Genomic DNA, 25,275 nt, shown 5'->3' on the forward strand with positions numbered 1-25,275 from the left:
CATAAAACAGCTAAAATCGACGAGTTACCTTGTGATAACAAGTTGAAAAAAATACTTACCTTTACCTAAAAAAGAGTAAAAAAATAATAATAAACATAACCCATTGATATATAATAACTATATATAGTATTGCTTCTTTTTATGAATTATCTATAAAAATAAGTAAATAATAACAATATAAACAATAAAATTAATTAAAGACATATTCAAACTTCATCATTGTCTATTTAAATAAAATTTAAATTTTCATTATTTATTTAATTATTTTATTTCTTTTTTATTAATTAATATTTTTGTTAATTTTTTGGGTGGTTTTATATTATAGAAAAAATAGATAGAAAAGGGTCACCTTAAAATAATGGTTGTTTTATCAATGTGTTCAGAAAATTCTGTAAGTCTCTCCTTTCTCTCCTCTCACTATTGTTAAATAAATTAATTTAATGTTTAAATATTGTAAATAACCACACTTTTTATATAGATATAAAACAGTAAAAAGATAAAAATAACGATTTTTACTATTTGTAATTCCCTTTTTTTATTTTTTACCTCACTAATATTGATTTAAAACCTCTTTATGTTTCATTGTTTCCTTACCACACCACGCCTTAACTGGAAAAATGAACCTTAAAGTGTTAAAACAAAGCCTTATTTATAAACAGAAATTATGCTAACTCGCTCGGAAGAGATAATAATATTATGTCAAAAAGTACCATCCGTATTGCTACACGCCAAAGCCCTCTTGCTATGTGGCAAGCGCTTTATGTTAAAGAACAACTACAAATCGCTCATCCGAGCTTAGTCGTTGAATTAGTACCGATGGTCACGAAAGGCGACATCATCTTAGATACCCCATTAGCGAAAGTGGGTGGTAAAGGGTTATTTGTCAAAGAGCTAGAACTAGCACTACTCAGCTCTCGTGCTGATATTGCCGTACATTCAATGAAAGATGTCCCCATTGATTTTCCTGAAGGTCTGGGGTTGGTGACGATTTGTGAGCGAGAAGATCCCCGTGATGCCTTTGTCTCTAATCATTATGATTCATTAGAACAACTGCCAGCCGGAAGTGTCGTTGGTACCTCAAGCCTACGCCGCCAATGCCAATTAAAAGCACTGCGCCCCGATTTAATTATTCGTGATTTACGCGGTAATGTAGGAACCCGTTTAAGTAAACTCGATAATGGCGACTATGATGCTATTATTCTTGCTGTCGCGGGCTTAAAACGTCTTAAATTAACTGAGCGTATTCGTTCTTCTTTGTCTGCGGAACAATCTCTTCCTGCGGTAGGACAAGGTGCCGTTGGCATTGAGTGTCGCTTAGATGATCATGATACTCAAGCCTTATTAGCCGCCCTTAACCACGCAGATACTGCAACTTGTGTAAAAGCAGAACGCGCGATGAACACTCGCCTTGAGGGGGGTTGCCAAGTACCTATTGGTAGTTATGCAATTTGGCAAAACAGCAAAATTTGGCTACGAGCATTAGTTGGCTCCCCTGATGGTGAAACTATTTTACGTGGCGAACGCTTAGTATCACCTGAAGATGCAGAACAAGCTGGTATTTCTCTTGCCGAAGAGCTACTAGATAAAGGAGCTAGAGAGATTTTAACCGCTGTATATCAAGGTAATACAGCGATATGAGTATTTTAATCACTCGTCCTAGCCCAGCAGGAGAACAACTTACACAACGCTTAATTGATGCGGGAAAGCATGCTTTTCATGCACCTTTAATAGAAATAGCCGCGGGTAAAGAGCTTTCCATATTAGAAAACAAATTAAATAAGCTAAGTACGGGTGATTACCTTTTTTTACTTTCTAAAAATGCGGTGTGGTACGCAAACTGGCAACTAAATCAATTACAACAATCATGGCCAGATACGCTATTCTATTATGGAATAGGTCAAAGCACCGCAGAAGAGTTTCAGCAATTAACAGGACATTCTATACGTTATCCAGAACTTGGAGAAACCAGTGAAGACCTACTGGCCTTGTCTTCACTTCAACAAATAGAAAACAAGCGAGTACTACTACTAAGAGGCAATGGTGGTCGCGAACTACTTGCCACAACATTACGTCAACGCGGTGCAATTGTTGATGAATGTGAATGTTATCAGCGTCTATTTATTGATTATGTATCTGAAGAGTTTGCGCTAAAGTGGAAAAATGCCCAAGTGGATACCTTTGTGGTCACCAGTGGCGAAATGTTGCAACAACTCTTTTATCTAGTCGCTGGATCTGAAAAAGCATGGCTGTTAGACAGTCATTTAGTGGTGGTCAGTAAACGATTAGCAACAATAGCTAGCACATTAGGCTTTAAAAAAATAACCGTTGCTGAAAGTGCCAATAATGATGCTTTATTTCATGCATTAATATAGAACTTAAATGAGACGCCGATATGACGGAACAGAAAAATACGAATGAAAATGACTTGCAGAATGGTACATCAAAGGCTGATGACGATATCCGCTATCAAGAAGTAAAACCTGTAAACAATAAGCGTTCAGGTTTGATAGGGAGTGCCGTTGCGATCCTCGTTATTCTGGCAATCGGTGGTGGTCTTTATTATTACACCACTCAACAAGCGACTAAACTAAGTACAGAAAACCAATCGCTAAAATCACAATTGGCACAATTACAACAATTGCAAGATACTTATCAACAACGTTTTGACAATATTGACAGTCAGTTTAACTCACAAAAACTCACTATTGATAAACTGCAAAATGAACGCCAAGTTACTGAGCGTCAAATCCAAAATTTACAAACGCAATTTGCTGCTATCTCAAGTGCAGATGTAAAGAGCTGGCTATTAGCGCAAGCTGATTTTATGGTAAAAATGGCGGGCCGCAAATTATGGAATGACCAAGATGTCGTCACAGCGGTAAGTTTATTAAAAGGTGCAGATAGTAGCTTAGCAGAAATGAATGACCCAAGCTTATTGGCCATCCGCCGCGCCATTAATGAAGATATTGGCAACTTAGCCGCGCTGAGCAAAATTGATAATGATGGTACTATTTTACAATTAAATCAGTTAGCTAATCAGGTTGATAACCTACGCTTATCTGGATTTGAGCGTGATGGCTCACCGATGGATAAAAATGATGAAGCCATTTCAGGCTCGCTTTCTGACTGGAAGCAAAACCTCAGTAAAAGCTGGAAAAGCTTTATGGATGACTTTATTACTATCCGTCGTCGAGACAGTACCGCTATTCCACTATTAGCTCCAAACCAAGATATTTATCTGCGAGAAAATATCCGCTCTCGTTTATTAATTGCATCTCAAGCGGTGCCTCGCCATCAAACAGAGATTTATCAACAATCATTAGAAGCGGTATCTACTTGGGTACGCGCCTATTTTGATACCACCGATCCGAATACAACGGCTTTCTTAGACAGTATTAATGAGCTTGAAAAGCAGCCTATTACTCTTGCAATGCCAACAGAATTAAAAAGCCTCTCTCTGTTAGAAAAACGAGTAGAAAAGCAGATCCGTAATTTGCTGACCCAAAACGAGACATCACAGCCAGAAGCGGTTGAAGCCAAAGATGCCGAAGCTACACAAGCCCCTTATGCGGTTGATGCAGCACAAGATAGTGCAACATCAGGAACAACGACATCAACAACCGTAGCACCACAAGGAGAATAAATTTATGTTCAAGATCTTACTCCTATTTGTGGTATTGATTGCAGGGATAATCTTCGGCCCTGTATTAGCGGGTCATCAAGGTTATGTCTTTATACAAACCGATAATTGGGATATTGAAACTAGCGTTACCAGTCTTGTGATCATGTTTGTCTTACTGCAACTGATATTGCTCTTGCTTGGCTGGTGTTATCGTCGTTTTATTGGTACAGGCTCTAAAGCCTATAGTTGGTTCTCTTTGCGCAAACGCAGCCGAGCACGTAAACAAACACGGTTAGCATTAATGAAACTTGCGGAAGGTGATTTCAAACAAGTAGAAAAGCTGATGAGCCGCAATGCCGATTATGCGGAACAACCTGTAGTAAACTATTTACTAGCAGCAGAAGCAGCACAACAACGGGGTGATGAGTTTAGAGTACAGCAACATCTGGAGCGTGCTTCTGAGCTTGCTGATACCAATCAGTTACCCGTTGATATTACCCGAGTACGCATTTTACTGGCACAAAATGAAAACCATGCTGCTCGTACTGGGGTTGATGAATTACTCAATCAAGTGCCTCGTCATCCGGAAGTATTACGCTTAGCAGAAACTGCGTATATACGTACAGAAGCTTGGCAAGCACTACTTGATATCATCCCTTCAATGCAGAAAATAGCCCTACATACAGATGATGAATTAGAGCAATTACGTCAACAAGCCTATATTGGGCTGATGGGACAGAAGATGTCCGAAAATGGTTGTGATGGGCTGAAAAATTGGTGGAAGGCACAGCCTCGTAAGATCCAACATGATAATGGACTACGATTTGTATTAGCAGAACACCTTATTGAGTGCAACGATCCGCAAACTGCGCAGACGATCATTTTAGATGGGATCAAACGTCACTATGATGAACGCCTGATCTTATTATTACCGCGCTTAAAAAACAGCGATCCAGACTCAATATTAAAAGTGCTTAACTCACTAATTAAACAACATGGTCCGACACCATTACTCAATAGCACCGTCGGTCAAATTGCCATGCAACAAGGGCAATGGTCACAAGCAGAAACAGCATTTCGCAATGCATTAAAACAGCGTCCAGATGTTCATGATTTTGCGTGGTTGGCTGATGTGCTAGATAAACAGAATAAATCAGTTGAGTCAGCCAAAGTACGCAAAGATGCGCTATTAATGACGTTAAAAAAAGACTCTGTTATTTTTGACGAGCCTAAAACAAATAAAGCACTGCAATAAATACATCATTTCATTTATTGACCAAAACCCTCAAACACAAAATTGAGGGTTTTTTATTACTTTTAAAAAGCGTGTTGAACCAGTAGTACTACTTCAAGACACAAAATTAAAAATAAATAGACCCAAGCGATACGATAAAAACGATAAGGTATCCCTTTGTTATTTTCGTGTTGAAATGACAAATAATATTTTCTTGCTTGGTAAAACACCACGATATAAATCAGTGCGATCCCCTGACACAGAAAAGCGACATACTTCGCCCATGATTTTCCACCGATAATCAGCATGATCAGCGGGATCAAAAAAAACAATAATGGGCCAAACTTATCTATCAAAAAGAGCCTTTCTTGCGCAAGATACGCTTTTTGGTTATTTATCATCGTGATGCTACCCCCTATTTACCCTTGCGCTGGATAATAGCGTGATAGTGTTATCAATTCAAAAGGGATGAGATAAAAAACAGACAAAAAAACACCCGTATTAAAAAATACAGGTGCATAAAATATACAATCAGGTCTACAGACGGATGGTGCCTCACTCAACGTTTCGTCCTGTTGGTGATGAATGGTGTTTCATCGATAACGTGGACGTAGGCACCGATAATCGGCTCTGCATCATTCCTAGGTTTATGAAGACATATGCTGTCATAAGGAGTGGAATGAGCATCTACAGGATAAGTAATGCATTTAGCGTGCCAACTTTTATTTTCCGCCAATAAAAAATTAATTCTCAAACAGTATAAAACTAACTAATTGAATTTTTTAGGCGCCTTCGCCTGTATGGCGTATTTAAAATATAAAAGATCAGAGAGCGTATTTTTATCAGGCTATTGTTAAATAAAAGAGAAAAAATAAATTTGCCAACTCGTCTCTGTTTCACGACAGTTAAGCTAACACCAGTATATAATATATAAAAATCATTGAGTTAAATGTCACCTTTTAGCGACATCAAATTTGCCATGTGTTGTTTTTCACCGACAATAAGAAATATTTCATTTAAATTCATTATGTTACAGAAACTATTCTATTTCCTCACGATGCTCTTTTTATGTAGTATAAAATCAGGCGATAATACAAATTATTAATAATCTTTAACTAATATACTTACACTGCCCTGTAAACAAATAGCCTAATGATCTCCCTTTTTAAACTAAAAGAGCCAACAACCTGCTTTAATCATAAATCATAGATAAACGGTCTATTGTGCTTAGGACAGTAGCAAAAGGACAAAAGAGAAAGGACAAAAGGAAGATACAACAATATAAATGAAATAAGACAATATTGCTGTCAATAGCTTGATAATAAATGCAAAAAAGCCTCGATATATATCGAGGCTCTTTCTTATTGGTCGGCGAGAGAGGATTCGAACCTCCGACCCACTGGTCCCAAACCAGTTGCGCTACCAGGCTGCGCTACTCGCCGTCTGAATGACTGCTCTTATCTTGTTTATGGTGCGAAGGGGGGGACTTGAACCCCCACGTCCGTTAGGACACTAACACCTGAAGCTAGCGCGTCTACCAATTCCGCCACCCTCGCATAAACAAAAACTAAGATAAGATGGGGTGGCTAATGGGACTCGAACCCACGACAACTGGAATCACAATCCAGGGCTCTACCAACTGAGCTATAGCCACCATAACAGCTATCTTACTACTTCTACAACAACGCTCTTCACCGTAACTCTTAGCACGCTTTAATGGCGCGCCCGACAGGATTCGAACCTGAGACCTCTGCCTCCGGAGGGCAGCGCTCTATCCAGCTGAGCTACGGGCGCTTCACGCCGTTGCGGGAGAGGATAGTACGGATTTACGCACTGTCTGTCTAGTGCTTTTTGAAAAAAAAAGTTTGTTTGACGATAGTTTGTGCATTTCGTCGATAAATGGAGCGTTTTTACCCACTCAACGCCCCATTAGTATAATAATCAAACAATCAAGATACCAGTAAAGATTGCGATTTTTGCTATTTAACACTTATTGCCGACAAAAAATACTCACGCAACTTACAATTTATTGGAATAGTAATAACCAACAAATTTTAATAACTTAAATTGGCGCTTGATCCGGCTAGGTTGTGACAGTAAACGATATAACCACTCTAGGCCTAAATTTTGCCACGCTTTTGGCGCACGCTTAACATGCCCTGTAAAAACATCGTAAGTGCCACCTACGCCCATATATAACGCGTCTGGGTGTACTTGCCGACAAGCACGAATAAATAGCTCTTGCTTAGGTGAGCCCATGGCAATGGTCACAATCTTTGCCCCAGAAGCTTTGATACGTTCAAAAAGTGCATCTCTATCTTGTGGCGTAAAGTAACCATCTTGGCTACCGACAATATTCACATTCCATTGTGCCTTTAATTTACTTTCCGTCTGCGCCAATACCTGAGGTTTGCCACCAACCAAAAAGACCGGTGTGCCTTCTTTCCCGGCACGCTCCATTAAAGCTTCCCATAAATCGGCTCCCGCAATACGAGACACTTGTGCATCAGGATATTTACGTCGAATGCCGCGAACAACACTAATGCCATCGGCGTACAAATAATCCGCTTCATCTAATAACTGATTTAGGCCTTTATCTGTTTCTGCGGTTAAGATTTTTTCTGCATTAATCGCAATTAAAGAGCCACTTTTAATTTGCGCACCTTGATAAAGATAATCCAAAAAATGCGCCATATCTTTAAATCCCCAGATATTGTGCCCACGGATGGAATACTTCGGAATTGAATTTGTATCCATTACTTTTCCTTTTGTTCTAAACGAGGTTTATTGCGCACTTGATTAATAACATAGTGACGAACTAATCCTGCACTTTCAAATAACCAATACAGGAGTTTGGCTGCAATTAAACAGGCACCAAATACTAAACAGAAAAAGACCACGCGAGACACAAACGAATCAACGCCCTCACGCGCTAAAACAATCATGTTAAAAATAGCACCAAAGCAAAATGCTTGAAGAATGGCAGATTTGTAGCGATTGTGTTCATTTAACCCCTGCTGATAGAGCCAATCAAACCACTTAATAATAAGCCCAACAACCACCGCGCCTAAGGGGATAAATACAACGCCCCCCATCACCACCAAGGAGCCAATTAACGTTGGTGAAATGGCAAGTCCTGCATGATAATTAAGCACTTCCCAAGTAAAATAGTTTGCTGAATTTAGTACGACATCTGGTCTTTGTGGCCAAACCCATGAAGGGATAAACACATAAAAATCGCGAATAATAGGTGCGAGTCCTTGAAACTCGATTTTGTCGTAATTATTCAACAATAATGCAAGATTTTCCCAAGGAGAGAAGGTATCGCGAGTCAGATATAAAAAGGTATAAAAAGCTTCGGCACCACTGACATCAAGCCCGTAACGTTTTAGTGCTAACCAAAACATACCGACAATGCTCATCACACCTGCAGCAATTAACATCCATAAGGTTATCCAACCACGTACGATGCCAATAAATAAAAATAGTGCAAACGCAATAATGATATTTGCGCGTGTTCCCCCGACGATAACATAGGTCAAAATACCAAAGCCGACCGTCGCACAAAGGAAAAAAAGCCAACGTTGTTGTGTGGGCTTTAAGAAATAGACCACCAGCATTGCAGGAATAAAAAAATAGAAAAAGCGTTTTAGCGCCACACCTGATACTTGGCTTGAAAAAATTTGGCTATATGTTTTCAACTTAAAGAGTAAGAAGCCATTTTGTAAGAAAAATATGCCCACAGTGACGATAGCAATTAACGCTAACAGTATCCAAGTTAGGTTGGTCTCTACCCGATTCATCGTAAATAACGGCCTAGAAGGCTCGCTAGAGGCTTTTCTTAGTCTTACCTTATAAGTGACATAATAAATCGCATAAAAGCTAGTAGCGGCTAATAGAGCGTGTAATAAGGCATCGACAGGAACAACTGCCACATCAAACTGAAAGACTAATAAACAAGTTAATGGAAAGCCAAAATAGAATGTCAGCAAATAAAGCATGGAAAAGAAGACATTAAAATTAAAGCGTACCCGACGAAACTCTTGGTAGGTCAGTAATAAAATAAACCCCAACGAGATAAAGTAGACAAGGGTTAACCCCCCCAATTGCGCCAATGTCATTGGGTGTCTCCTGTGCTCATCTCAATCAATTGCTTCCAACCTTGGATAAAGTTAGGTGCAAAGAAGGTGATATTCTTCCTATCCAGTAGCAATAATTGACGTTGCGCTTCTTCAATTAACGCCACATCAAGTTTATCACCAGAGAAGAAAACGGGAACACTTTGCTCTGTTAAGTCTTGCCAAAATGGATTTTGACGGCTAATCACAAAAGGGATCCCAAATTGGATCAACAGGCATAACGTACCAATACCCTGCTGACGTTGGAAAATAAAATAACCTAAATCACAGGTTTTTAAGAGTGCGAGATAATCATCAAAGGCAAGATTATGTCGTAATATCTCAACGTGTTCTGTTGGAAATAAGTTTGTCGCTGCATCAGATACTTGCTGAATATAATCCTCGTTATTAGCGGGATATCCCATAGGAATGATCACTTTTGCTTTATGACCAAATTGTTCAGCAATCGCATTTAAAGCATCGATATGGCGGTTAGATTTATCGCCTGAGTTACCTAATACAATGGTAATATGCTGAGGATCAACGGCCTTCTTTTCTGTAAGCGTCAACGCCGGATCCATTCTTGTTGGGAAATAGAGCAAATTCGCGGGGATATTAACATTTGATTGAGCAAAATAATTTAGATCACCCCGTGTACCAAACACACGTCCAACCCGTTTTTGCGCAAGTTTACGCAATAGATAAAACAGTCTAAATTTTAATTGCTTAGCATCCTGATAAAGATCAGCACCCCAAATATGCCACCAGAATTGATGACGTTTAATTTTGCCCATCAATAAAGCAAGCCAAATAGGCGCATTAAATTGCCCCAGAAATAGAAAACGTTGTTTTCTATCTGCTTTAGCTAATGCTACCACTCTCTGCGCGACTTGTTTTTTATCCGCTAAACACTCAATCTCTAAATGAGGATAAAGTGATGATAACGAGTTATCTTTACTGGCAACGATAAAACGAGGTTTATACGTTAATGCCGCCTCAGTCACGAGGTGGTCGTTAAAAAAGCGTAACATTGTGTTGTTATGATGCACAATGTCTGAACCTAGTACGTAAATCAAAGTTGTCATTTGCGCCTGCAATAAATCACGAAAACAGAACTACAGAGAAGGAAGTAAATAATATAGGTTGCCATATAGGCTTGAGCTGCACCTAAGGCACCATGTTCAGGAATAAGCCAGCGTGAAAAAAGCGTTAATAAGGCAAATTGGCTCACTTCTGTCAGAATATAAAAACGCAAAGCAGCCTTTGCAATCACCAGATAGCCAAAAACATAAGCCCCTACTTTCAACACATCACCAACCAGTTGCCAAGCAAATAACTCTCGCATAGCGATAAATTTTTCAGAAAATAGCAACCAAATGGCAAAATCTCGCAATAACCAAACCATAAAACTAGCCACTGCCACCGCTGGCAAGACGAATTTCAGTGACTTGGTTATCTCTTTGGCTATCTCACTTTTTTGCGTTAATCGTGAAAGTGTGGGTAATAAGTAAACAGAAAATGATGCTGTAATAAATTGTAGATAAGCATCCGATATACTGCTAACCCCTTGCCAAATGCCAACATCATCCCAGCTATAATGTTCTGCTAACAAGTTACGCATCATGATATAAGCGACGGGTAAAGTGATAGAAGTCAGTAGCGCCATAATGGTAAATTTACCAAGATGACTGGCGATAGCCTTATCCCAACTTGGTTTTAATTCACTGAGAGCAAAACGCTTACGTTTTATTAAGATAACCATCGCTGGCAATAAAATCAGTGCAGGTACTAAAGCTAAGCCAATTAATGCACCATGATAACCTGCAACGAGATAACAGAGATAATAGGCAATAACACCAATTAAACTTCCCGCAATAATCGCTAAAGCGTTTCCAGATGCATCTCGATAACCTTTTAATATCGCCAGAAAATAGTTGGCATAGGCAATCCCCATCTGAATAAAGGCAACCATTCTGACAATATCTAGATATTGCAGATAGTCATCACCAAATAAAACGCGACTAATTGATGTGGTAAAAATAAGAAATAAAATGGCAAGTAGTGTAGAAAACAGCAATATCATTGATGATGATGTACCCAACACATTTTTGCGTTGTACTGCATCATCTTGATATTGCGCAATCAATTTTGTTACACCATTAAAAATACCCGCCCCTGACAGTACACCAAGAACGGTAATTAATTGGCGGAAGTTACCCGCAAGTCCCACTCCGGAGGGACCAAAGGAGACCGCCAATAACTTTACGACCAACAGGCCAGCCCCGATTTTTATCAAGGTTGACCCAGCTGTCCAAATTGAAGCTTTAGCTAACGACATATCAAGCAAAGAAATGACGAATATGATGAATAACGGTTTGCTGCTCTTCTTCAGTCATGTTGTAGAACATCGGTAAGCGCACCAAGCGTTCACTCTCTTGTGTAGTGAAAATATCTTTACCATCAAAACGACCAAACTTCATTCCGGCAGGACTCGTATGCAGTGATACATAGTGGAATACTGTTAAGACGCCCTGTGCTTTCATATACTCATTAAAAGCCGTACGCTGCTCTATATCATTAAGTTTAATATAGAACATATGGGCATTATGCTCTAAACCGTCTGGTACAACAGGCAATGTTAACAAACCTTGTTCGGCTAACGGCGTTAATGCATCGTAATAGATTTGCCAGAATGCTAAACGACGTTCATTAATTTTATCGGCTTGTTCGAGTTGCGCCCAAAGATAAGCGGCTTGCAAATCAGACAGCAAATAGCTAGAGCCAATATCACGCCAAGTGTATTTATCAACTTGCCCACGGAAAAATTGACTACGATTGGTGCCTTTTTCACGGATCACTTCCGCACGATTAATTAAAGCCGGATCGTTAATCAGTGTTGCCCCACCTTCACCACCTGATGAATAGTTTTTCGTCTCATGAAAGCTATAGCAACCAATATGACCGATAGTTCCTAAGGCTTTACCTTTATAAGTCGACATTACCCCTTGCGCAGCATCTTCAACGACAAACAGGTTATGCTTTTTGGCGATCGCCATAATGGTATCCATTTCACAGGCAACACCTGCGTAATGAACGGGCACTATCGCACGCGTTTTCTCCGTAATCGCCGCTTCAATTTTTGTTTCATCAAGGTTCATGGTGTCTGGACGAATATCGACAAACACAATAGTTGCACCACGTAAAACAAAGGCGTTCGAAGTCGAAACAAAAGTGAAACTCGGCATAATCACTTCATCGCCGGGTTTGATATCCAGAAGGATAGCCGCCATTTCTAACGATGCTGTACAAGAAGGTGTTAACAGCGTCTTATGACAATGAAATTGTTCTTCTAACCACTTTTCACATTTTTTTGTGAAGTTGCCATCACCACAGAGCTTGCCACTTTCCATCGCCTGTTTCATATACTCTAATTCTGTGCCAACAACGGGTGGTTTATTAAACGGAATCATATTATCCCCTGTATAACCAATAAGTAGTGCTATCAATTAAAGCACCGCTTTGTGTATATAAACGCGAAGCTGCAATATTGCTAATTTGTGTTGCAACATAGAGGGTTGATAGACCTTGCTGTTGACACCAATACTTCGCCACCGACATCAGTTGCTTACCAATGCCTTGTCCTGTTCTATTGGGCATTACAGCAAGTAATCCCACTCTTGCTTCACTCTCAGAAATCCGACGTAATGTTACAAACCCTGTAACCTTATTTTCGCGATCCATCGTCAATAAACAGCTATCATCGAAAGTGCCTAAAACCGCTTTTTTTACCCATAATGCATAAAAACGGCTGCTATCACCTTCTTGGTACCATGGCGCTCGAAAGCGACTTTGTACAAAAGCCGCAGAAGCCGTTGTCATTAATAATGGGATATCAGTTTCATTGGCAGTGCGAAAATGTATTTCAGCAATATTTTCACAAGCATTTTCTGTGCCAATTGGCAATTTGAAATCTATTTCACCTTCAGCGAATTGAAATCCTAATTGCGTTAAGTTATCAATCAGTAGAAGATCATAGGAAGCAACTTTGGCATGAACAACCGTAAATTGCTCAAGCCTATCTTGTGTTAAAACAGGCGCTTGAGCACTAAACTCAAGACGGCCTGTATTGAGGGAGAAAAAATCGCTCTCCCACTCAAGATAATTAATATTGGCGAGGACGGACATGTAATAAATCCAATAGATAGCGGCCATAACCTGTTTTGGCGAGTGATTTTGCGCTTTCTCTAACTTGTTCGTCAGTTAACCAACCATTACGCCAAGCGATCTCTTCCAGACACGCCACTTTAAAACCTTGACGTTTTTCAACGGTTTGTACAAAAGTACTGGCTTCAATTAAACTATCGTGAGTCCCCGTATCTAACCAAGCAAAACCGCGTCCCAATAGCTCCACATTAAGCTCACCACACTCAAGATACATCTGATTAATCGAGGTTATCTCAAGCTCACCACGAACAGAAGGTTTCACCTTTTTCGCAAAATCAACCACGCGGTTATCATAGAAATAAAGCCCAGTGACCGCCCAATTCGATTTAGGCTGTTGAGGTTTTTCTTCTATTGACAGCACTTTGAAATCATCATCAAATTCAACAACACCGAAGCGCTCCGGATCCATCACTTGATAACCAAATACTGTTGCGCCCCGCTGACGTTGAGCAACTTGTTTTAGTTTGGGGCTAAACCCTTGACCAAAATAGATATTATCGCCTAAGACTAAACAACAGTGCTCATCACCAATAAACTCATCCCCTAAAATAAAGGCTTGAGCTAAGCCATCAGGAGATGGCTGAACTTTATATTGCAGATGGACACCAAATGCAGAGCCATCACCCAATAAACGTTGAAATGAGGTGAGATCATCAGGAGTGGTGATAATCAAAATATCACGAATTCCCGCTAACATAAGTACTGAGAGCGGATAATAGATCATGGGTTTATCATAGATAGGTAACAGCTGTTTCGATACCCCTTTCGTTATCGGATGTAAGCGTGTACCAGAGCCACCCGCTAAAATAATACCTTTCATCATTTATCCTTCACGTAATCAATCACCCAGTCCTAAACGCTCTCCTGCATAAGAGCCATCTAGTACTCGTTGCCACCAAGTTTGGTTATTTAAATACCACAATACAGTCTTACGAATACCTGACTCAAAGGTCTCTTGTGGTTTCCAACCTAACTCTGCTGCAATTTTAGCGGCATCAATAGCATAGCGTAGATCGTGACCCGGTCTGTCTTTTACATGGGTAATTAAATCAACATATTTCGCCACACCAGCAGGTTTATTAGGATGCAACTCTTCGAGCAATTCACAAATAGTTGTCACTACATCAATATTACGGCGTTCATTATGACCACCAATATTATATGTTTTACCCGGTTGAGCCGTTGTTGCCACTAAATACAATGCACGGGCATGATCTTCAACATAGAGCCAATCGCGAATTTGTTCACCTTTGCCATAAACAGGCAGTGGTTTTCCTGAAATTGCATTCAAAATAATCAGCGGGATTAATTTCTCAGGAAAATGATAAGGGCCATAGTTATTTGAACAATTAGTGATCAATGTTGGCAAGCCATAGGTACGCAACCATGCTCGTACAAGGTGGTCACTGGATGCTTTAGAAGCTGAATAAGGGCTACTTGGTGCATAAGGTGTCGTTTCAGTAAAGAAATCATCCGTTCCTTCTAAATCGCCATACACTTCATCAGTTGAAATATGGTGGAAACGAAATGCCGCTTTTTTATCTTCAGGTAATACTGACCAGAAATGACGTGCAGCTTCTAATAAGGTGTAAGTACCAACAATATTAGTTTCAATAAACGCTGCAGGCCCATCAATAGAGCGGTCAACATGGCTTTCCGCGGCTAAATGCATCACGATATCTGGTTGATATTGCGTAAATAGACTATCAAGTGCAGCGCGATCGCAAATATCAACCTGTTCAAACGCGTAACGTTCACTGTTTGCCACTGGGGCAAGTGACTCTAAATTTCCCGCGTAAGTCAGCTTATCTACCACGACGACACTGTCATTCGTGTTATCAATAATATGTCTAACAACCGCGGAGCCGATAAAACCGGCGCCACCTGTGACTAAAATACGTCTCAACGCCATACTCCTTTTGTATCGACAATCCATTTTTGGGTAACTTGGCTACCAGGTATCGCTTTAAACTGTTGATGGTCGACTAACATTAAAACAATATCCGCCTCTTTTAATGCCTGCTCTGTAGAGACTAATTCAGTGATACCTTTTAATTTAGTCGGTAATTCATGAATATTTGGCTCTACGGCAAATGTTTTCCCACTATGCCAGTTAGCAACTTGTTGGGTGATATTCATTGCTGGACTTTCACGTAAATCGTCAATATTAGGTTTAAAGGCTAAACCAAAGCAGGCAATTTTGATCTCGTTAGCACGTTTACCGGTTTCAGTTAAACAATCCGCCACAGCGGCTTTAACTTGATCGATAACCCATACAGGTTTGCCATCATTGACCAAACGGGCAGTATGAATTAAGCGTGATTGTTTAGGATTTTGAGACACGATAAACCAAGGATCAACGGCAATACAGTGTCCACCGACACCAGGCCCCGGCTGTAAAATATTCACGCGAGGATGACGATTAGCCAAACTGATTAGCTCCCACACATTAATATCTTGGTCGGCACAGATCAGGGATAACTCATTAGCAAATGCAATATTCACGTCACGGAAGCTATTTTCTGTTAGCTTACACATCTCTGCGGTACGGGCATTAGTGATAACACATTCACCTTCAAGAAAAATCTTGTATAACTCGCTGGCACGCTCTGATGATTTACGGTTCATGCCCCCCACAACACGGTCATTACGGATAAGTTCAACCATCACTTGTCCTGGCAATACACGCTCAGGGCAATAAGCGATATCAATATCGGCATTTTCACCTTGTTGGTGTGGGAAAGTTAAATCCTCACGAGCCTGCGCAAGCCACTGTGACATTTGTTCTGTGGTTCCAACGGGTGAGGTTGATTCTAAAATAATCAAATCACCTTTCTTAAGTACAGGTGCTATTGAACGCGCAGCGGCTTCAACATAAGCCAGATCAGGTTCATGTTCGCCTTTAAAGGGGGTTGGAACAGCAATAAGGTAAGCGTCTGCGGGTTGTGGTGTGGTATAGGCTTTTAAATGCCCTTCTTCAACGGCTTGTTTTACCACTTTATCCAGATCAGGTTCAACGATGTGAATTTGACCTTTATTAATGGTATCAACAGCGTGTTGGTTAACATCCACACCAATAACACTTTTTTTACGAGAGGCAAAAGCTGCCGCTGTTGGTAATCCAATGTAGCCGAGGCCGATAACAGAAATAGTTTCAAAACTCATAATGTCACCTGATTATTTTTCAATGCTTCAAGAATACGTTGGCAGGCATGACCATCACCATAAGGATTTGTTGCTTTACTCATTTGGTGATATGCGTTTTCGTCTGTCAATAAAGAGGTTACTTCGCTAACAATACGTTTAGTATCTGTACCCACTAAACGCACAGAACCGGCTTCAACTGCTTCAGGGCGCTCTGTTGTATCGCGCATAACAAGAACAGGTTTACCTAATGAAGGCGCCTCTTCTTGAATACCACCTGAATCAGTTAAAATAAGGTAAGCGTGGTTCATTAAATAAACAAAAGGCAGATAATCTTGCGGTTGAATTAATTTAATATTATTAATTCCATGCAGAATACGCTTTACGGGTTCACTTACATTAGGATTCAAGTGAACAGGATAGACAACTTCAACATCGGGATGAGCCAATGCAATCTCTGCTAATGCTTGGCAAATGCGCTCAAAACCACCCCCAAAGCTTTCTCTGCGATGTCCCGTAACTAAGATCATCTTTCTTTCTGGCTGAATAAAGGGATATTGCACAGCAAGTTCATCGAGCAGGGTTTGATTTCCCATCACTCGCTCGCTAACCCAAAATAGCGCATCAATAACGGTATTGCCGGTAACAAAAATATTTTTATCCGCAACCGCTTCTCGCACCAGATTTAACTTTGCAGTTTCAGTGGGAGCAAAATGGTACATCGCCAAATGGCCAGCAATTGTCCGATTTGCTTCCTCTGGCCAAGGAGAATAGAGATTACCGGTACGTAATCCCGCTTCAACATGACCGACGGGGATTTGTTGATAAAAAGCAGCAAGGCTTGCCGCCATGGTGGTGGTTGTATCACCATGTACTAACACAACATCAGGTTGAAATGACGCTAGAACAGGTTTTAAACCTTCTAAAATGCGACAGGTTATATCTGTTAAATCTTGTCCTGGTTTCATAATGTTGAGATCATAGTCTGGTTTGATCTCGAAAAGATTTAATACCTGATCAAGCATTTCTCGATGTTGGGCCGTAACACAAACTTTCGCCTCAAACGAATCATCATTTGCTAAAGCGTGCACTAAAGGTGCCATTTTGATCGCTTCAGGGCGTGTGCCAAAAACAGTCAACACTTTCACAGTGGCTCTCTTTTTTCTTTGTTATATTGCTTATTTTTGGGAAAGCAATATGCCCTTATTCTCAGGGGCATCAGGTGAAAATACACCTGATGTCTCGTTATTATTAAAATGATAAAAAGGTAATAATGATTATTTTTTTAATGAACTACGTCTGACTAATGCCACACCCGCGCCCACTAAAACACCAATAGCGCCCCAAAGCACCATCATAAAGGCACGGCGAGGACTATCTCGTTTCACAGGATCTTCAGGTGTACGTAAGAAACGGTAAGTTTGGAAGTTATCTTGTAATTTAGCACCTACCGCGAGGGTGGATAACATTGCCGTATTTTGATCATAATCACTATCAAAATCTGGCCCTGTTGCCATTAATGTTTCTAACTGTGATTGTAATAAAGGCACGCCGAGTAGAAACAGCTTCGAATCCGGTAATTCATCTATCGCAATCGAGGTCTGTTTTTGAGAAATACCTTGTTTTTCAGCAACTTTAATCGATTGTTTGAGTAAATTAATTTGTCGTTGATAAGCAGCTTGAGCGGCCATTTCTTGGCGTTTCACTAAGGCTTTCATCGATTGTGTTCGAGTTGCCCATGCGGCAATCACTTCTTCATTTAGATGCTCTGCGGCACGTTTATTCGCAAAAGCGATATATTCATTGAGCAGTTGACTCGAATCGTTAGCCGTTTCAGCAATAAGTTTCAATTGATCATTAACCAATTTCTTCTCATCAGCCGGTGTAAATTGAATATTATTGATGAGCTCATCTAATAATGCCGCATCTGCTTGCGCATCATTTTCTTTACGTTGTTTGTAATAATCCGTTTGCAGCCAAAACTCACGTCGTGTATCAAAAGCTGAAATCTGTGTTACAAACTCTTGATAAGCTTCATCAGGGATACTTAACTGGGAAACAGTTACAGACGGATTAATTTGCGTATCAAGATTACGTAAGAACTGAGACTGAGAATAATAACTACCTAAATTATTCACAGTAGGTCTCTCTGTCATCGCAATAGCGCTCCATTTAGGTTGCATCAAGTAAGATGCCCCTAATGCAATCAGCGCAAAAAGCAACGCGAACCCTATTATCCAGCGTTTTCCTGACCATAGTGCACAACAAAGACCTCGAATATCGAGTTCATTATCGGGTGAAAACCCCTGTCGGGAGACGTTATTTTCCGAGTTCATCACGTTAAAAGACCTCTGCTTATTTAATGCTTAAGTTGTGTCGCTTTACGTAGGCGACGTTTATATCGTTTAATAAAACGAGCGACTCGCCACGCGCGTTTAATGCAATAACCGTACATAACAAAAGCAAGCAAAAACAATGCCAACATTACCCATTCAGGTACAAAAGATAAGTTTTCACCAATAATACCAATAGCGGCCAACACCGCGGCTGCAAGCGTGATCAAAACAAAAGCTTGGCGAGGGGTAAAACCTGCTCGCATAATTAAATGGTGGATATGTTGACGGTCTGGTGAAAAAGGACTCATTCCTTTACGTAAACGGCGGTACATAATTGCCACCATATCCATAAGAGGAATAGCAATGATCCATAATGCAGTAACCGCATTGATTGGATGAGGATCAACTTGAGTAGAGGAAATTAATAGCCAAATAATAGTAAAGCCTATTAGCGTACTTCCCGCATCGCCCATAAAGACTTTAAATTTTTTACCACAAACACCAAGGTTTAACATGATATAAGGTAAAATCGCGGCAATAAATGAGAAGCACCAAAACGCAAGTGCAGAGCTTCCACTTTGGTAAAGTAAAATACCCAGCGCACCAAACGAAACGCAAGAAAGACCGCCTAATAAACCATCAATACCATCCACCATATTAAAGGCATTGATTGCAGCCCAAACAGCAAATAGCGTTACGATATAACCAAAAGGCCCTAAATGCATATCCCAAGGCCCAAAAGCATGACCAAGTGATTCAAGTTTTAAACCACCGAATACCATCATAGCAATACCCACTAACGCTTGGATAGTTGCCCTGATTTTGACACTGATATCATAACGATCATCAAGCGCACCGATAAAAACAAGTATCCCCGCACAAATCAAATACAACTCTTTGTGAGGAATGTAGATATCTGAAACATAAAAAGCGAAAACAATACCAAAATAGACTGAAATCCCACCTACAAGGGGGATCAACCCATGATGTCGTTTACGATAGTTAGGTTTATCTACGAGTCCAATCTTCTTTGCCACCTTACGAGCTACAAATAGGAAAGCGAAAGAAAATAGGAACACGTAAAAAACATTTGTGCTCATTTTTAGTATATCCACAGTACTGTTCTCTATAATAAATATAGCTGGTTATTTACCCATCCATGTGTTTTTTATTCTTTCTCCAGCTTGTACCACGACGAGTTTACTCAGTAACCCACCACCCTTTATCAATAATAAATTTTCCTTAACTATTTTTATTGATGTTATCGCTATTTTTATTAAAACTATAAATATGCAATATACATACCAAATTATCATTTTGCGATGATAATAAAAGACCTAAGTCCAATGTAAAAAAAACGCCACTGACTTGTGGCGTTTTTATCATATCGTTAATTACACAAAGTAAATGAGTTTAACAACCTCTAAATTGGTGTGATATCACTTATTTTTCTATCATCAACACAATTTTTTCTTTTTTTGTTGTCTCTCTCAATTTTGTAATAACACTTTATGAGCGTTTCATAAAGTCGAAGAATTCTTCATTTGTTTTTGTCATCGCTAATTTATTAATGAGGAATTCCATTGCATCAATCTCACCCATTGGATGGATAATTTTACGCAGGATCCACATTTTTTGTAACTCATCTTGCGATGTCAGTAATTCTTCTTTACGTGTTCCTGAACGGTTGTAATCAATTGCTGGGAATACTCGTTTTTCTGCAATCTTACGCGACAGGTGTAATTCCATATTACCTGTACCTTTAAACTCTTCGTAGATAACTTCATCCATCTTAGAGCCAGTATCAACCAATGCAGTCGCAATAATGGTTAAACTACCACCTTCTTCTACATTACGAGCAGCCCCGAAGAAACGTTTTGGACGATGTAGCGCGTTCGCATCCACACCACCGGTTAATACTTTTCCTGAAGAAGGTACTACGGTGTTATAAGCACGGGCTAAACGAGTAATAGAGTCTAATAAAATGATAACGTCTTTTTTATGTTCTACTAAACGCTTGGCTTTCTCAATAACCATTTCCGCTACTTGCACATGACGAGATGCTGGCTCATCAAAGGTAGAGGCAATAACTTCACCTTTAACTAAACGTTGCATCTCTGTGACTTCTTCAGGACGTTCATCAATAAGAAGTACCATTAATACGCAATCAGGATAGTTATGAGCAATGTTGGCCGCAATATTTTGTAGCAACATTGTTTTACCCGCTTTTGGTGGGGCAACGATTAAACCACGTTGTCCACGACCAATAGGTGCAGCCAAGTCGAGTACACGGGCAGTTAAATCTTCGGTAGAACCATTACCACGTTCCATACGTAAGCGGTTATTAGCATGTAATGGTGTTAAGTTTTCAAAGAGGATTTTACTGCGGGCGTTTTCTGGTTTGTCAAAGTTAACTTCATTCACTTTAAGGAGGGCAAAATAGCGTTCACCTTCTTTAGGTGGGCGAATTTTCCCTGCTATGGTGTCACCAGTGCGAAGGTTAAAACGACGGATTTGACTTGGAGAAACATAGATATCATCTGGGCCAGCAAGGTAGGAACTGTCTGAGGAACGTAGGAAGCCAAAGCCATCCTGTAGTATTTCCAGCACTCCATCACCGAAAATATCTTCTCCACTTTTGGCATGTTGCTTCAAGATAGAGAAAATGATGTCTTGTTTTCTCATTCGAGCTAGGTTCTCTAGCCCCATATTTTCGCCAAGTGCTATCAGTTCTGATACCGGCGTATTTTTTAATTCGGTAAGATTCATAATGGTGGGTTCTTAATAACTCGGGGTAACTCTCGAACTATGAACGTGAATAGTATAACAGCGAATCGCTGTCAGTTTCGTCATGTGTAAAATTACAGATTACTACTTTATAACATCAGTATAAACATCGTGATAATGTTAGAAAGCATGTTAATGCTATATAGACCAGTCACAACACTGTCCCCAGAAAGTGACATCCATTGCCGTAACAAGATGATTGTACTTTCAGTTATGGGTTAGGAACATATATAGAAAAATTATATTCCTTGAATACTATAGATTATTCTAAGACAACCGGACTGGTTAGATGAATTCAGATTACTTATAGTTTATTCAAATACAATATTCAAATAGTTTATATCAAAGCTCTAACAATCTGAACCTGATATTTAATATCTCAGACTTATTAACCATGTCATATCATATGACCAATAAAATCCGCTATATTATGTAAGTAAGTGGCGCTAACTTATCATGCTTCGAAGCGGACGTCTAGCGGTCAGTAACAGAAATACCAACAAGATCTAAACGTCCTTCGTTATTTTGGTGCTTTAAATCAAATTAGATATTTTCGTCTAAGAACTCTTTTAATTGAGTTTTTGACAATGCACCAACTTTAGTCGCAGCAACTGCACCATTTTTGAATAAAATCAGTGTAGGGATACCACGAATACCGTATTTTGGTGCTGTCGCAGGGTTTTCATCGATATTTAGCTTCGCAACTGTTAATTTACCCGCGTATTCTGTTGCAACTTCATCTAGAATAGGAGCAATCATTTTACATGGGCCGCACCATTCAGCCCAGAAATCAACGAGCACGGGGCCGGTTGCTTGTAATACATCAACATCGAATGTGTTGTCAGATAAGTGAAGGATTTTATCGCTCATTGTTCTACTCCAAAGAATAATATTGACCGTACCAGTGTAACATTAAATAACAAAAGACTATCAGCATTTCAGCGGATATCCTTTTGTAATGCAACCTATAACTGATATTCTATTACATTATGAGCAAAACATATTTGACAGAAAAGAAGTTTTCCGACTTCGCCTTGCATCCAAAAGTGATAGAAGCCCTTGAGAAAAAAGGGTTCTCTAATTGTACACAAATTCAGGCATTGACGTTACCTATCACTGTGAAAGGTCATGACATTGCTGGGCAAGCCCAAACAGGAACAGGAAAAACGTTGGCGTTTTTAACCTCGACGTTTCATTATCTTTTAACTCACCCTGCAAAAGAAGGGCATGAAAAGAATCAACCTCGTGCACTGATTATGGCGCCAACGCGCGAATTAGCTGTGCAAATTTATACAGATGCACAACCTTTAGCACAAAGCACTGGTGTTAAAATGGGTCTAGCCTATGGTGGAGATGGCTATGACGAACAACTTAAAGTATTAAATAACGGTGTAGATATCGTTATCGGTACCACGGGCCGTTTAATTGACTATGTAAAACAAGGTCACATTAATCTTAACGCTATTCAAGTTGTCGTACTTGATGAAGCAGACAGAATGTACGATCTGGGCTTTATTAAAGATATTCGCTGGTTATTCCGTCGCATGCCAAATGCCGCAGAGCGTATGAATATGCTCTTTTCCGCCACACTCTCATATCGTGTCAGAGAGTTAGCTTTCGAGCAGATGAATAACCCTGAATATGTAGAAGTTGAACCTGAACAAAAAACTGGGTTTAGCATAAAAGAAGAGCTGTTCTATCCTTCTAATGAAGAAAAAATGCGTCTTCTGCAAACCTTAATTGAAGAAGAGTGGCCAGAGCGCTGTATTATTTTTGCTAACACCAAACATCGTTGTGATGATATTTGGGCGCATCTTGCCGCAGATGGACACCGCGTAGGTCTATTAACAGGTGACGTGCCACAGAAAAAACGTCTGCGTATCCTAGAAGATTTTACCCAAGGTAATATTGATATTCTTGTGGCAACCGATGTTGCAGCTCGTGGTCTTCATATACCTTCTGTAACACATGTCTTTAACTATGATTTACCTGATGACTGTGAAGATTATGTACACCGTATAGGTAGAACTGGACGTGCGGGTAAAAGTGGTAACTCAATTAGCTTAGCCTGTGAAGAATACGCGTTGAATTTACCGGCGATTGAGACCTATATTCAACATGCTATTCCTGTTAGTAAATATAACAGTGATGCATTATTAACTGATTTACCTGAGCCAAAACGTCGTCATCGTCCTCGTCAAGGTCAGCCTCGTCGTAATAATTCGGCACCTCGTAGAGGAAATAATACTCAACGTAATAACCGTAATAAACGCCCGAGTCACTCATAAATTATGCTGAAATCCTCATCACTTTATGCTGCTATCGATTTAGGCTCTAACAGCTTTCATATGTTAGTCGTTCGTGAGATCGCGGGATCTATCCAAGTATTATCTCGCGTTAAACGTAAAGTCAGACTTGCTGCTGGCCTAAATAAAGAAAACGAGCTGTCAGAGCAGGCTATGGAGCGTGGTTGGCAATGCTTGCGACTGTTTTCTGAATATCTCAGAGATATTCCCGCAGAACAAATCCGAGTCGTTGCAACTGCGACCTTACGTATTGCTAAAAATGCAGATATTTTCGTCGCTAAAGCGTCTGAAATATTAGGCAATACGGTTCATGTTATCAGTGGTGAGGAAGAAGCACGCCTTATCTATCGTGGTGTTGCCCATACAACGGGTGGTGCAGAACAGCGCTTGGTGGTAGATATTGGTGGCGGTAGCACAGAATTAGTCACCGGTACGGGGGCTAAAACGACACAGCTAATGAGTTTGAGCATGGGTTGTGTAACATGGCTAGAGCGCTATTTTAGCGATCGCTCATTAACAGAAGAAAACTTTGCTCAAGCACAACAGGCAGCAAAAGCTATCCTTGCACCTGTGGCAGAAAAACTTATCCAACAAGGTTGGCAGGTTTGTGTGGGGGCATCGGGCACCGTTCAAGCATTACAAGAGATCATGATTGCTCAAGGAATGGATGAATTAATTACCTTACCTAAATTAGAGCGACTGAAACAAAAAGCCATTGAGTGTGGCAAGCTTGAAGAGTTAGAAATCGAAGGCCTTACTTTCGAAAGAGCGCTTGTTTTCCCTAGCGGATTAGCCATTCTGATCGCTATTTTTGAAACCCTGCATATTGAAAATATGATCTTAGCCGGTGGTGCACTACGTGAAGGCTTAGTCTACGGTATGTTGCATTTACCTATTGAGCAAGATATTCGTCAACGTACTTTGCGTAATATTCAGCGCCGTTTCCAAATTGATATTGAGCAAGCCCATCGTGTTCAACAATTAGCAGAGCATTTTTTCATTCAAGTCAGTAAAAGTTGGCAATTAGATAATCGCTGTCGAGAGCTACTTTCCAGCGCTTGTGCCTTACATGAAATCGGCTTAAGTGTTGATTTTCGCCAAGCGCCTTCACATGCCAGTTATTTAGTTTCTCACCTTGATTTACCTGGTTATACACCCGCGCAACGACGTTTAATCGCCTCATTTTTAAGAAATCAGAAGGGGATTATCGATCTCGCACCTTTGAATCAGCAAAATGCGCTACCGATAAATCAAGCATACCGCTTGGTACGTTTACTTCGCCTAGCAATTATTTTTGCCAGTCGTCGTCGTGATGATACTTTACCTGCACTGCGTTTACGTACTGAAGATGAAAAATTAATCATTACCTTGCCACATCAATGGATCGCTGAACATCCTTTACGTGCGGAAAATCTTCATGAAGAGATACAGTTACAAAGCTACGTTCATTGGCCATTAATGCTTGAAGAGCAAAATAACTCACGCATAGGTTAAAACGTCTAAC

Annotated in this window: 21 protein-coding genes and 4 tRNA genes; 6 read left to right on the plus strand and 19 right to left on the minus strand. The window is 40.1% G+C overall.

Features of this window, described 5'->3' with window-relative positions:
• Positions 1-696: 696 nt before the first annotated feature.
• The 4 genes from hemC to hemY are packed head-to-tail and all read left to right on the plus strand — an operon-like array spanning position 697 to position 4,877.
• Entirely contained in the window at positions 697-1,638 is a 942-nt protein-coding gene (gene hemC, locus AACV00_RS01615) for a hydroxymethylbilane synthase (RefSeq protein ID WP_161680027.1), read from the plus strand.
• The gene (hemD, locus tag AACV00_RS01620) at positions 1,635-2,372 is read left to right on the plus strand and encodes a uroporphyrinogen-III synthase (protein WP_104459341.1); all 738 of its coding nucleotides are present in this window, start codon (positions 1,635-1,637) and stop codon (positions 2,370-2,372) included. Before hemC ends, hemD begins: the two co-directional genes overlap by 4 nt.
• A 20-nt stretch (positions 2,373-2,392) precedes the next feature.
• Positions 2,393-3,643: a uroporphyrinogen-III C-methyltransferase gene (hemX, locus tag AACV00_RS01625; RefSeq protein ID WP_004246333.1), complete on the plus strand. Its 1,251-nt coding sequence runs from the start codon at positions 2,393-2,395 to the stop codon at positions 3,641-3,643.
• A 4-nt stretch (positions 3,644-3,647) separates the two neighbouring features.
• Complete coding sequence (gene hemY / locus AACV00_RS01630) at positions 3,648-4,877, plus strand: protoheme IX biogenesis protein HemY (RefSeq protein ID WP_041701510.1); 1,230 nt, start codon at positions 3,648-3,650, stop codon at positions 4,875-4,877.
• 62 nt (positions 4,878-4,939) lie between these two features.
• Here the strand turns inward: hemY and AACV00_RS01635 are convergent, their stop codons facing one another.
• The 19 genes from AACV00_RS01635 to trxA form a co-directional block, all read right to left on the minus strand.
• Positions 4,940-5,257, minus strand: a complete 318-nt coding sequence (locus tag AACV00_RS01635; RefSeq protein WP_012368704.1) for a hypothetical protein — start codon at positions 5,255-5,257, stop codon at positions 4,940-4,942.
• Positions 5,258-6,221: 964 nt separating this feature from the next.
• A tRNA-Pro gene (locus AACV00_RS01640) sits at positions 6,222-6,298 on the minus strand.
• A 27-nt stretch (positions 6,299-6,325) separates the two neighbouring features.
• Positions 6,326-6,412, minus strand: a tRNA-Leu gene (locus AACV00_RS01645).
• 22 nt (positions 6,413-6,434) lie between these two features.
• Positions 6,435-6,510: transfer RNA gene (locus tag AACV00_RS01650), tRNA-His, on the minus strand.
• Positions 6,511-6,573: 63 nt separating this feature from the next.
• Positions 6,574-6,650, minus strand: a tRNA-Arg gene (locus AACV00_RS01655).
• Between the two features lie 225 nt (positions 6,651-6,875).
• Positions 6,876-7,613 carry a lipopolysaccharide N-acetylmannosaminouronosyltransferase gene (wecG, locus tag AACV00_RS01660; RefSeq protein ID WP_004246339.1) on the minus strand — a complete coding sequence of 246 codons (738 nt, stop codon included), beginning with the start codon at positions 7,611-7,613 and terminating at the stop codon, positions 6,876-6,878.
• A complete protein-coding gene (gene wzyE, locus AACV00_RS01665) occupies positions 7,613-8,977 on the minus strand; it encodes an ECA oligosaccharide polymerase (RefSeq protein ID WP_004246340.1) in 1,365 nt (454 codons plus the stop codon). Before wzyE ends, wecG begins: the two co-directional genes overlap by 1 nt.
• Positions 8,974-10,059: a TDP-N-acetylfucosamine:lipid II N-acetylfucosaminyltransferase gene (locus AACV00_RS01670; protein WP_004249664.1), complete on the minus strand. Its 1,086-nt coding sequence runs from the start codon at positions 10,057-10,059 to the stop codon at positions 8,974-8,976. The genes wzyE and AACV00_RS01670 overlap by 4 nt, the downstream gene beginning before the upstream one ends.
• Positions 10,056-11,312, minus strand: coding sequence for a lipid III flippase WzxE (wzxE, locus tag AACV00_RS01675; protein WP_049197479.1), 1,257 nt, complete (start codon positions 11,310-11,312; stop codon positions 10,056-10,058). The genes AACV00_RS01670 and wzxE overlap by 4 nt, the downstream gene beginning before the upstream one ends.
• Position 11,313: 1 nt before the next feature.
• The gene (gene rffA / locus AACV00_RS01680; protein ID WP_004246343.1) at positions 11,314-12,444 is read right to left on the minus strand and encodes a dTDP-4-amino-4,6-dideoxygalactose transaminase; all 1,131 of its coding nucleotides are present in this window, start codon (positions 12,442-12,444) and stop codon (positions 11,314-11,316) included.
• A 1-nt stretch (position 12,445) separates the two neighbouring features.
• The gene (gene rffC / locus AACV00_RS01685; RefSeq protein WP_004249666.1) at positions 12,446-13,159 is read right to left on the minus strand and encodes a dTDP-4-amino-4,6-dideoxy-D-galactose acyltransferase; all 714 of its coding nucleotides are present in this window, start codon (positions 13,157-13,159) and stop codon (positions 12,446-12,448) included.
• Positions 13,137-14,018, minus strand: a complete 882-nt coding sequence (gene rfbA, locus AACV00_RS01690) for a glucose-1-phosphate thymidylyltransferase RfbA (protein ID WP_004249667.1) — start codon at positions 14,016-14,018, stop codon at positions 13,137-13,139. The genes rffC and rfbA overlap by 23 nt, the downstream gene beginning before the upstream one ends.
• A gap of 18 nt (positions 14,019-14,036) precedes the next feature.
• On the minus strand, positions 14,037-15,110 hold the full coding sequence (gene rffG / locus AACV00_RS01695; protein WP_181407397.1) for a dTDP-glucose 4,6-dehydratase: 1,074 nt from the start codon (positions 15,108-15,110) through the stop codon (positions 14,037-14,039).
• Positions 15,101-16,363: a UDP-N-acetyl-D-mannosamine dehydrogenase gene (gene wecC / locus AACV00_RS01700; RefSeq protein WP_004246348.1), complete on the minus strand. Its 1,263-nt coding sequence runs from the start codon at positions 16,361-16,363 to the stop codon at positions 15,101-15,103. The genes rffG and wecC overlap by 10 nt, the downstream gene beginning before the upstream one ends.
• Entirely contained in the window at positions 16,360-17,490 is a 1,131-nt protein-coding gene (wecB, locus tag AACV00_RS01705; RefSeq protein WP_004246349.1) for a non-hydrolyzing UDP-N-acetylglucosamine 2-epimerase, read from the minus strand. The genes wecC and wecB overlap by 4 nt, the downstream gene beginning before the upstream one ends.
• A gap of 129 nt (positions 17,491-17,619) precedes the next feature.
• A complete protein-coding gene (wzzE, locus tag AACV00_RS01710) occupies positions 17,620-18,678 on the minus strand; it encodes an ECA polysaccharide chain length modulation protein (protein WP_004249670.1) in 1,059 nt (352 codons plus the stop codon).
• A gap of 23 nt (positions 18,679-18,701) precedes the next feature.
• Entirely contained in the window at positions 18,702-19,793 is a 1,092-nt protein-coding gene (gene wecA / locus AACV00_RS01715) for a UDP-N-acetylglucosamine--undecaprenyl-phosphate N-acetylglucosaminephosphotransferase (RefSeq protein WP_004246352.1), read from the minus strand.
• A 394-nt stretch (positions 19,794-20,187) separates the two neighbouring features.
• Positions 20,188-21,447: a transcription termination factor Rho gene (gene rho / locus AACV00_RS01720; protein ID WP_004246354.1), complete on the minus strand. Its 1,260-nt coding sequence runs from the start codon at positions 21,445-21,447 to the stop codon at positions 20,188-20,190.
• Between the two features lie 561 nt (positions 21,448-22,008).
• Complete coding sequence (gene trxA / locus AACV00_RS01725) at positions 22,009-22,335, minus strand: thioredoxin TrxA (protein ID WP_004246355.1); 327 nt, start codon at positions 22,333-22,335, stop codon at positions 22,009-22,011.
• 119 nt (positions 22,336-22,454) lie between these two features.
• On the opposite strand from trxA, the gene rhlB reads away from it, so the two are divergent.
• Together rhlB and gppA are read left to right on the plus strand one after the other, a co-directional pair.
• Positions 22,455-23,753 (plus strand): ATP-dependent RNA helicase RhlB, encoded by a 1,299-nt coding sequence (rhlB, locus tag AACV00_RS01730; RefSeq protein WP_004246356.1) that lies wholly within the window; start codon positions 22,455-22,457, stop codon positions 23,751-23,753.
• 3 nt (positions 23,754-23,756) lie between these two features.
• A complete protein-coding gene (gene gppA, locus AACV00_RS01735) occupies positions 23,757-25,265 on the plus strand; it encodes a guanosine-5'-triphosphate,3'-diphosphate diphosphatase (RefSeq protein WP_004246357.1) in 1,509 nt (502 codons plus the stop codon).
• Positions 25,266-25,275 lie beyond the last annotated feature (10 nt).

Source organism: Proteus sp. G3927 (assembly GCF_963894685.1).
In the GTDB taxonomy this organism is placed as follows: domain Bacteria; phylum Pseudomonadota; class Gammaproteobacteria; order Enterobacterales; family Enterobacteriaceae; genus Proteus; species Proteus mirabilis.

What these genes read in the sequence shown, in the direction of transcription:
- hemC (WP_161680027.1), top strand. Translation starts at nt 697, where the DNA reads ATGTCAAAAAGTACCATCCGTATTGCTACACGCCAAAGCCCTCTTGCT.
- hemD (WP_104459341.1), top strand. Translation starts at nt 1,635, where the DNA reads ATGAGTATTTTAATCACTCGTCCTAGCCCAGCAGGAGAACAACTTACA.
- hemX (WP_004246333.1), top strand. Translation starts at nt 2,393, where the DNA reads ATGACGGAACAGAAAAATACGAATGAAAATGACTTGCAGAATGGTACA.
- hemY (WP_041701510.1), top strand. Translation starts at nt 3,648, where the DNA reads ATGTTCAAGATCTTACTCCTATTTGTGGTATTGATTGCAGGGATAATC.
- AACV00_RS01635 (WP_012368704.1), bottom strand. Translation starts at nt 5,257, where the DNA reads ATGATAAATAACCAAAAAGCGTATCTTGCGCAAGAAAGGCTCTTTTTG.
- wecG (WP_004246339.1), bottom strand. Translation starts at nt 7,613, where the DNA reads ATGGATACAAATTCAATTCCGAAGTATTCCATCCGTGGGCACAATATC.
- wzyE (WP_004246340.1), bottom strand. Translation starts at nt 8,977, where the DNA reads ATGACATTGGCGCAATTGGGGGGGTTAACCCTTGTCTACTTTATCTCG.
- AACV00_RS01670 (WP_004249664.1), bottom strand. Translation starts at nt 10,059, where the DNA reads ATGACAACTTTGATTTACGTACTAGGTTCAGACATTGTGCATCATAAC.
- wzxE (WP_049197479.1), bottom strand. Translation starts at nt 11,312, where the DNA reads ATGTCGTTAGCTAAAGCTTCAATTTGGACAGCTGGGTCAACCTTGATA.
- rffA (WP_004246343.1), bottom strand. Translation starts at nt 12,444, where the DNA reads ATGATTCCGTTTAATAAACCACCCGTTGTTGGCACAGAATTAGAGTAT.
- rffC (WP_004249666.1), bottom strand. Translation starts at nt 13,159, where the DNA reads ATGTCCGTCCTCGCCAATATTAATTATCTTGAGTGGGAGAGCGATTTT.
- rfbA (WP_004249667.1), bottom strand. Translation starts at nt 14,018, where the DNA reads ATGAAAGGTATTATTTTAGCGGGTGGCTCTGGTACACGCTTACATCCG.
- rffG (WP_181407397.1), bottom strand. Translation starts at nt 15,110, where the DNA reads ATGGCGTTGAGACGTATTTTAGTCACAGGTGGCGCCGGTTTTATCGGC.
- wecC (WP_004246348.1), bottom strand. Translation starts at nt 16,363, where the DNA reads ATGAGTTTTGAAACTATTTCTGTTATCGGCCTCGGCTACATTGGATTA.
- wzzE (WP_004249670.1), bottom strand. Translation starts at nt 18,678, where the DNA reads ATGAACTCGGAAAATAACGTCTCCCGACAGGGGTTTTCACCCGATAAT.
- rho (WP_004246354.1), bottom strand. Translation starts at nt 21,447, where the DNA reads ATGAATCTTACCGAATTAAAAAATACGCCGGTATCAGAACTGATAGCA.
- trxA (WP_004246355.1), bottom strand. Translation starts at nt 22,335, where the DNA reads ATGAGCGATAAAATCCTTCACTTATCTGACAACACATTCGATGTTGAT.
- rhlB (WP_004246356.1), top strand. Translation starts at nt 22,455, where the DNA reads ATGAGCAAAACATATTTGACAGAAAAGAAGTTTTCCGACTTCGCCTTG.
- gppA (WP_004246357.1), top strand. Translation starts at nt 23,757, where the DNA reads ATGCTGAAATCCTCATCACTTTATGCTGCTATCGATTTAGGCTCTAAC.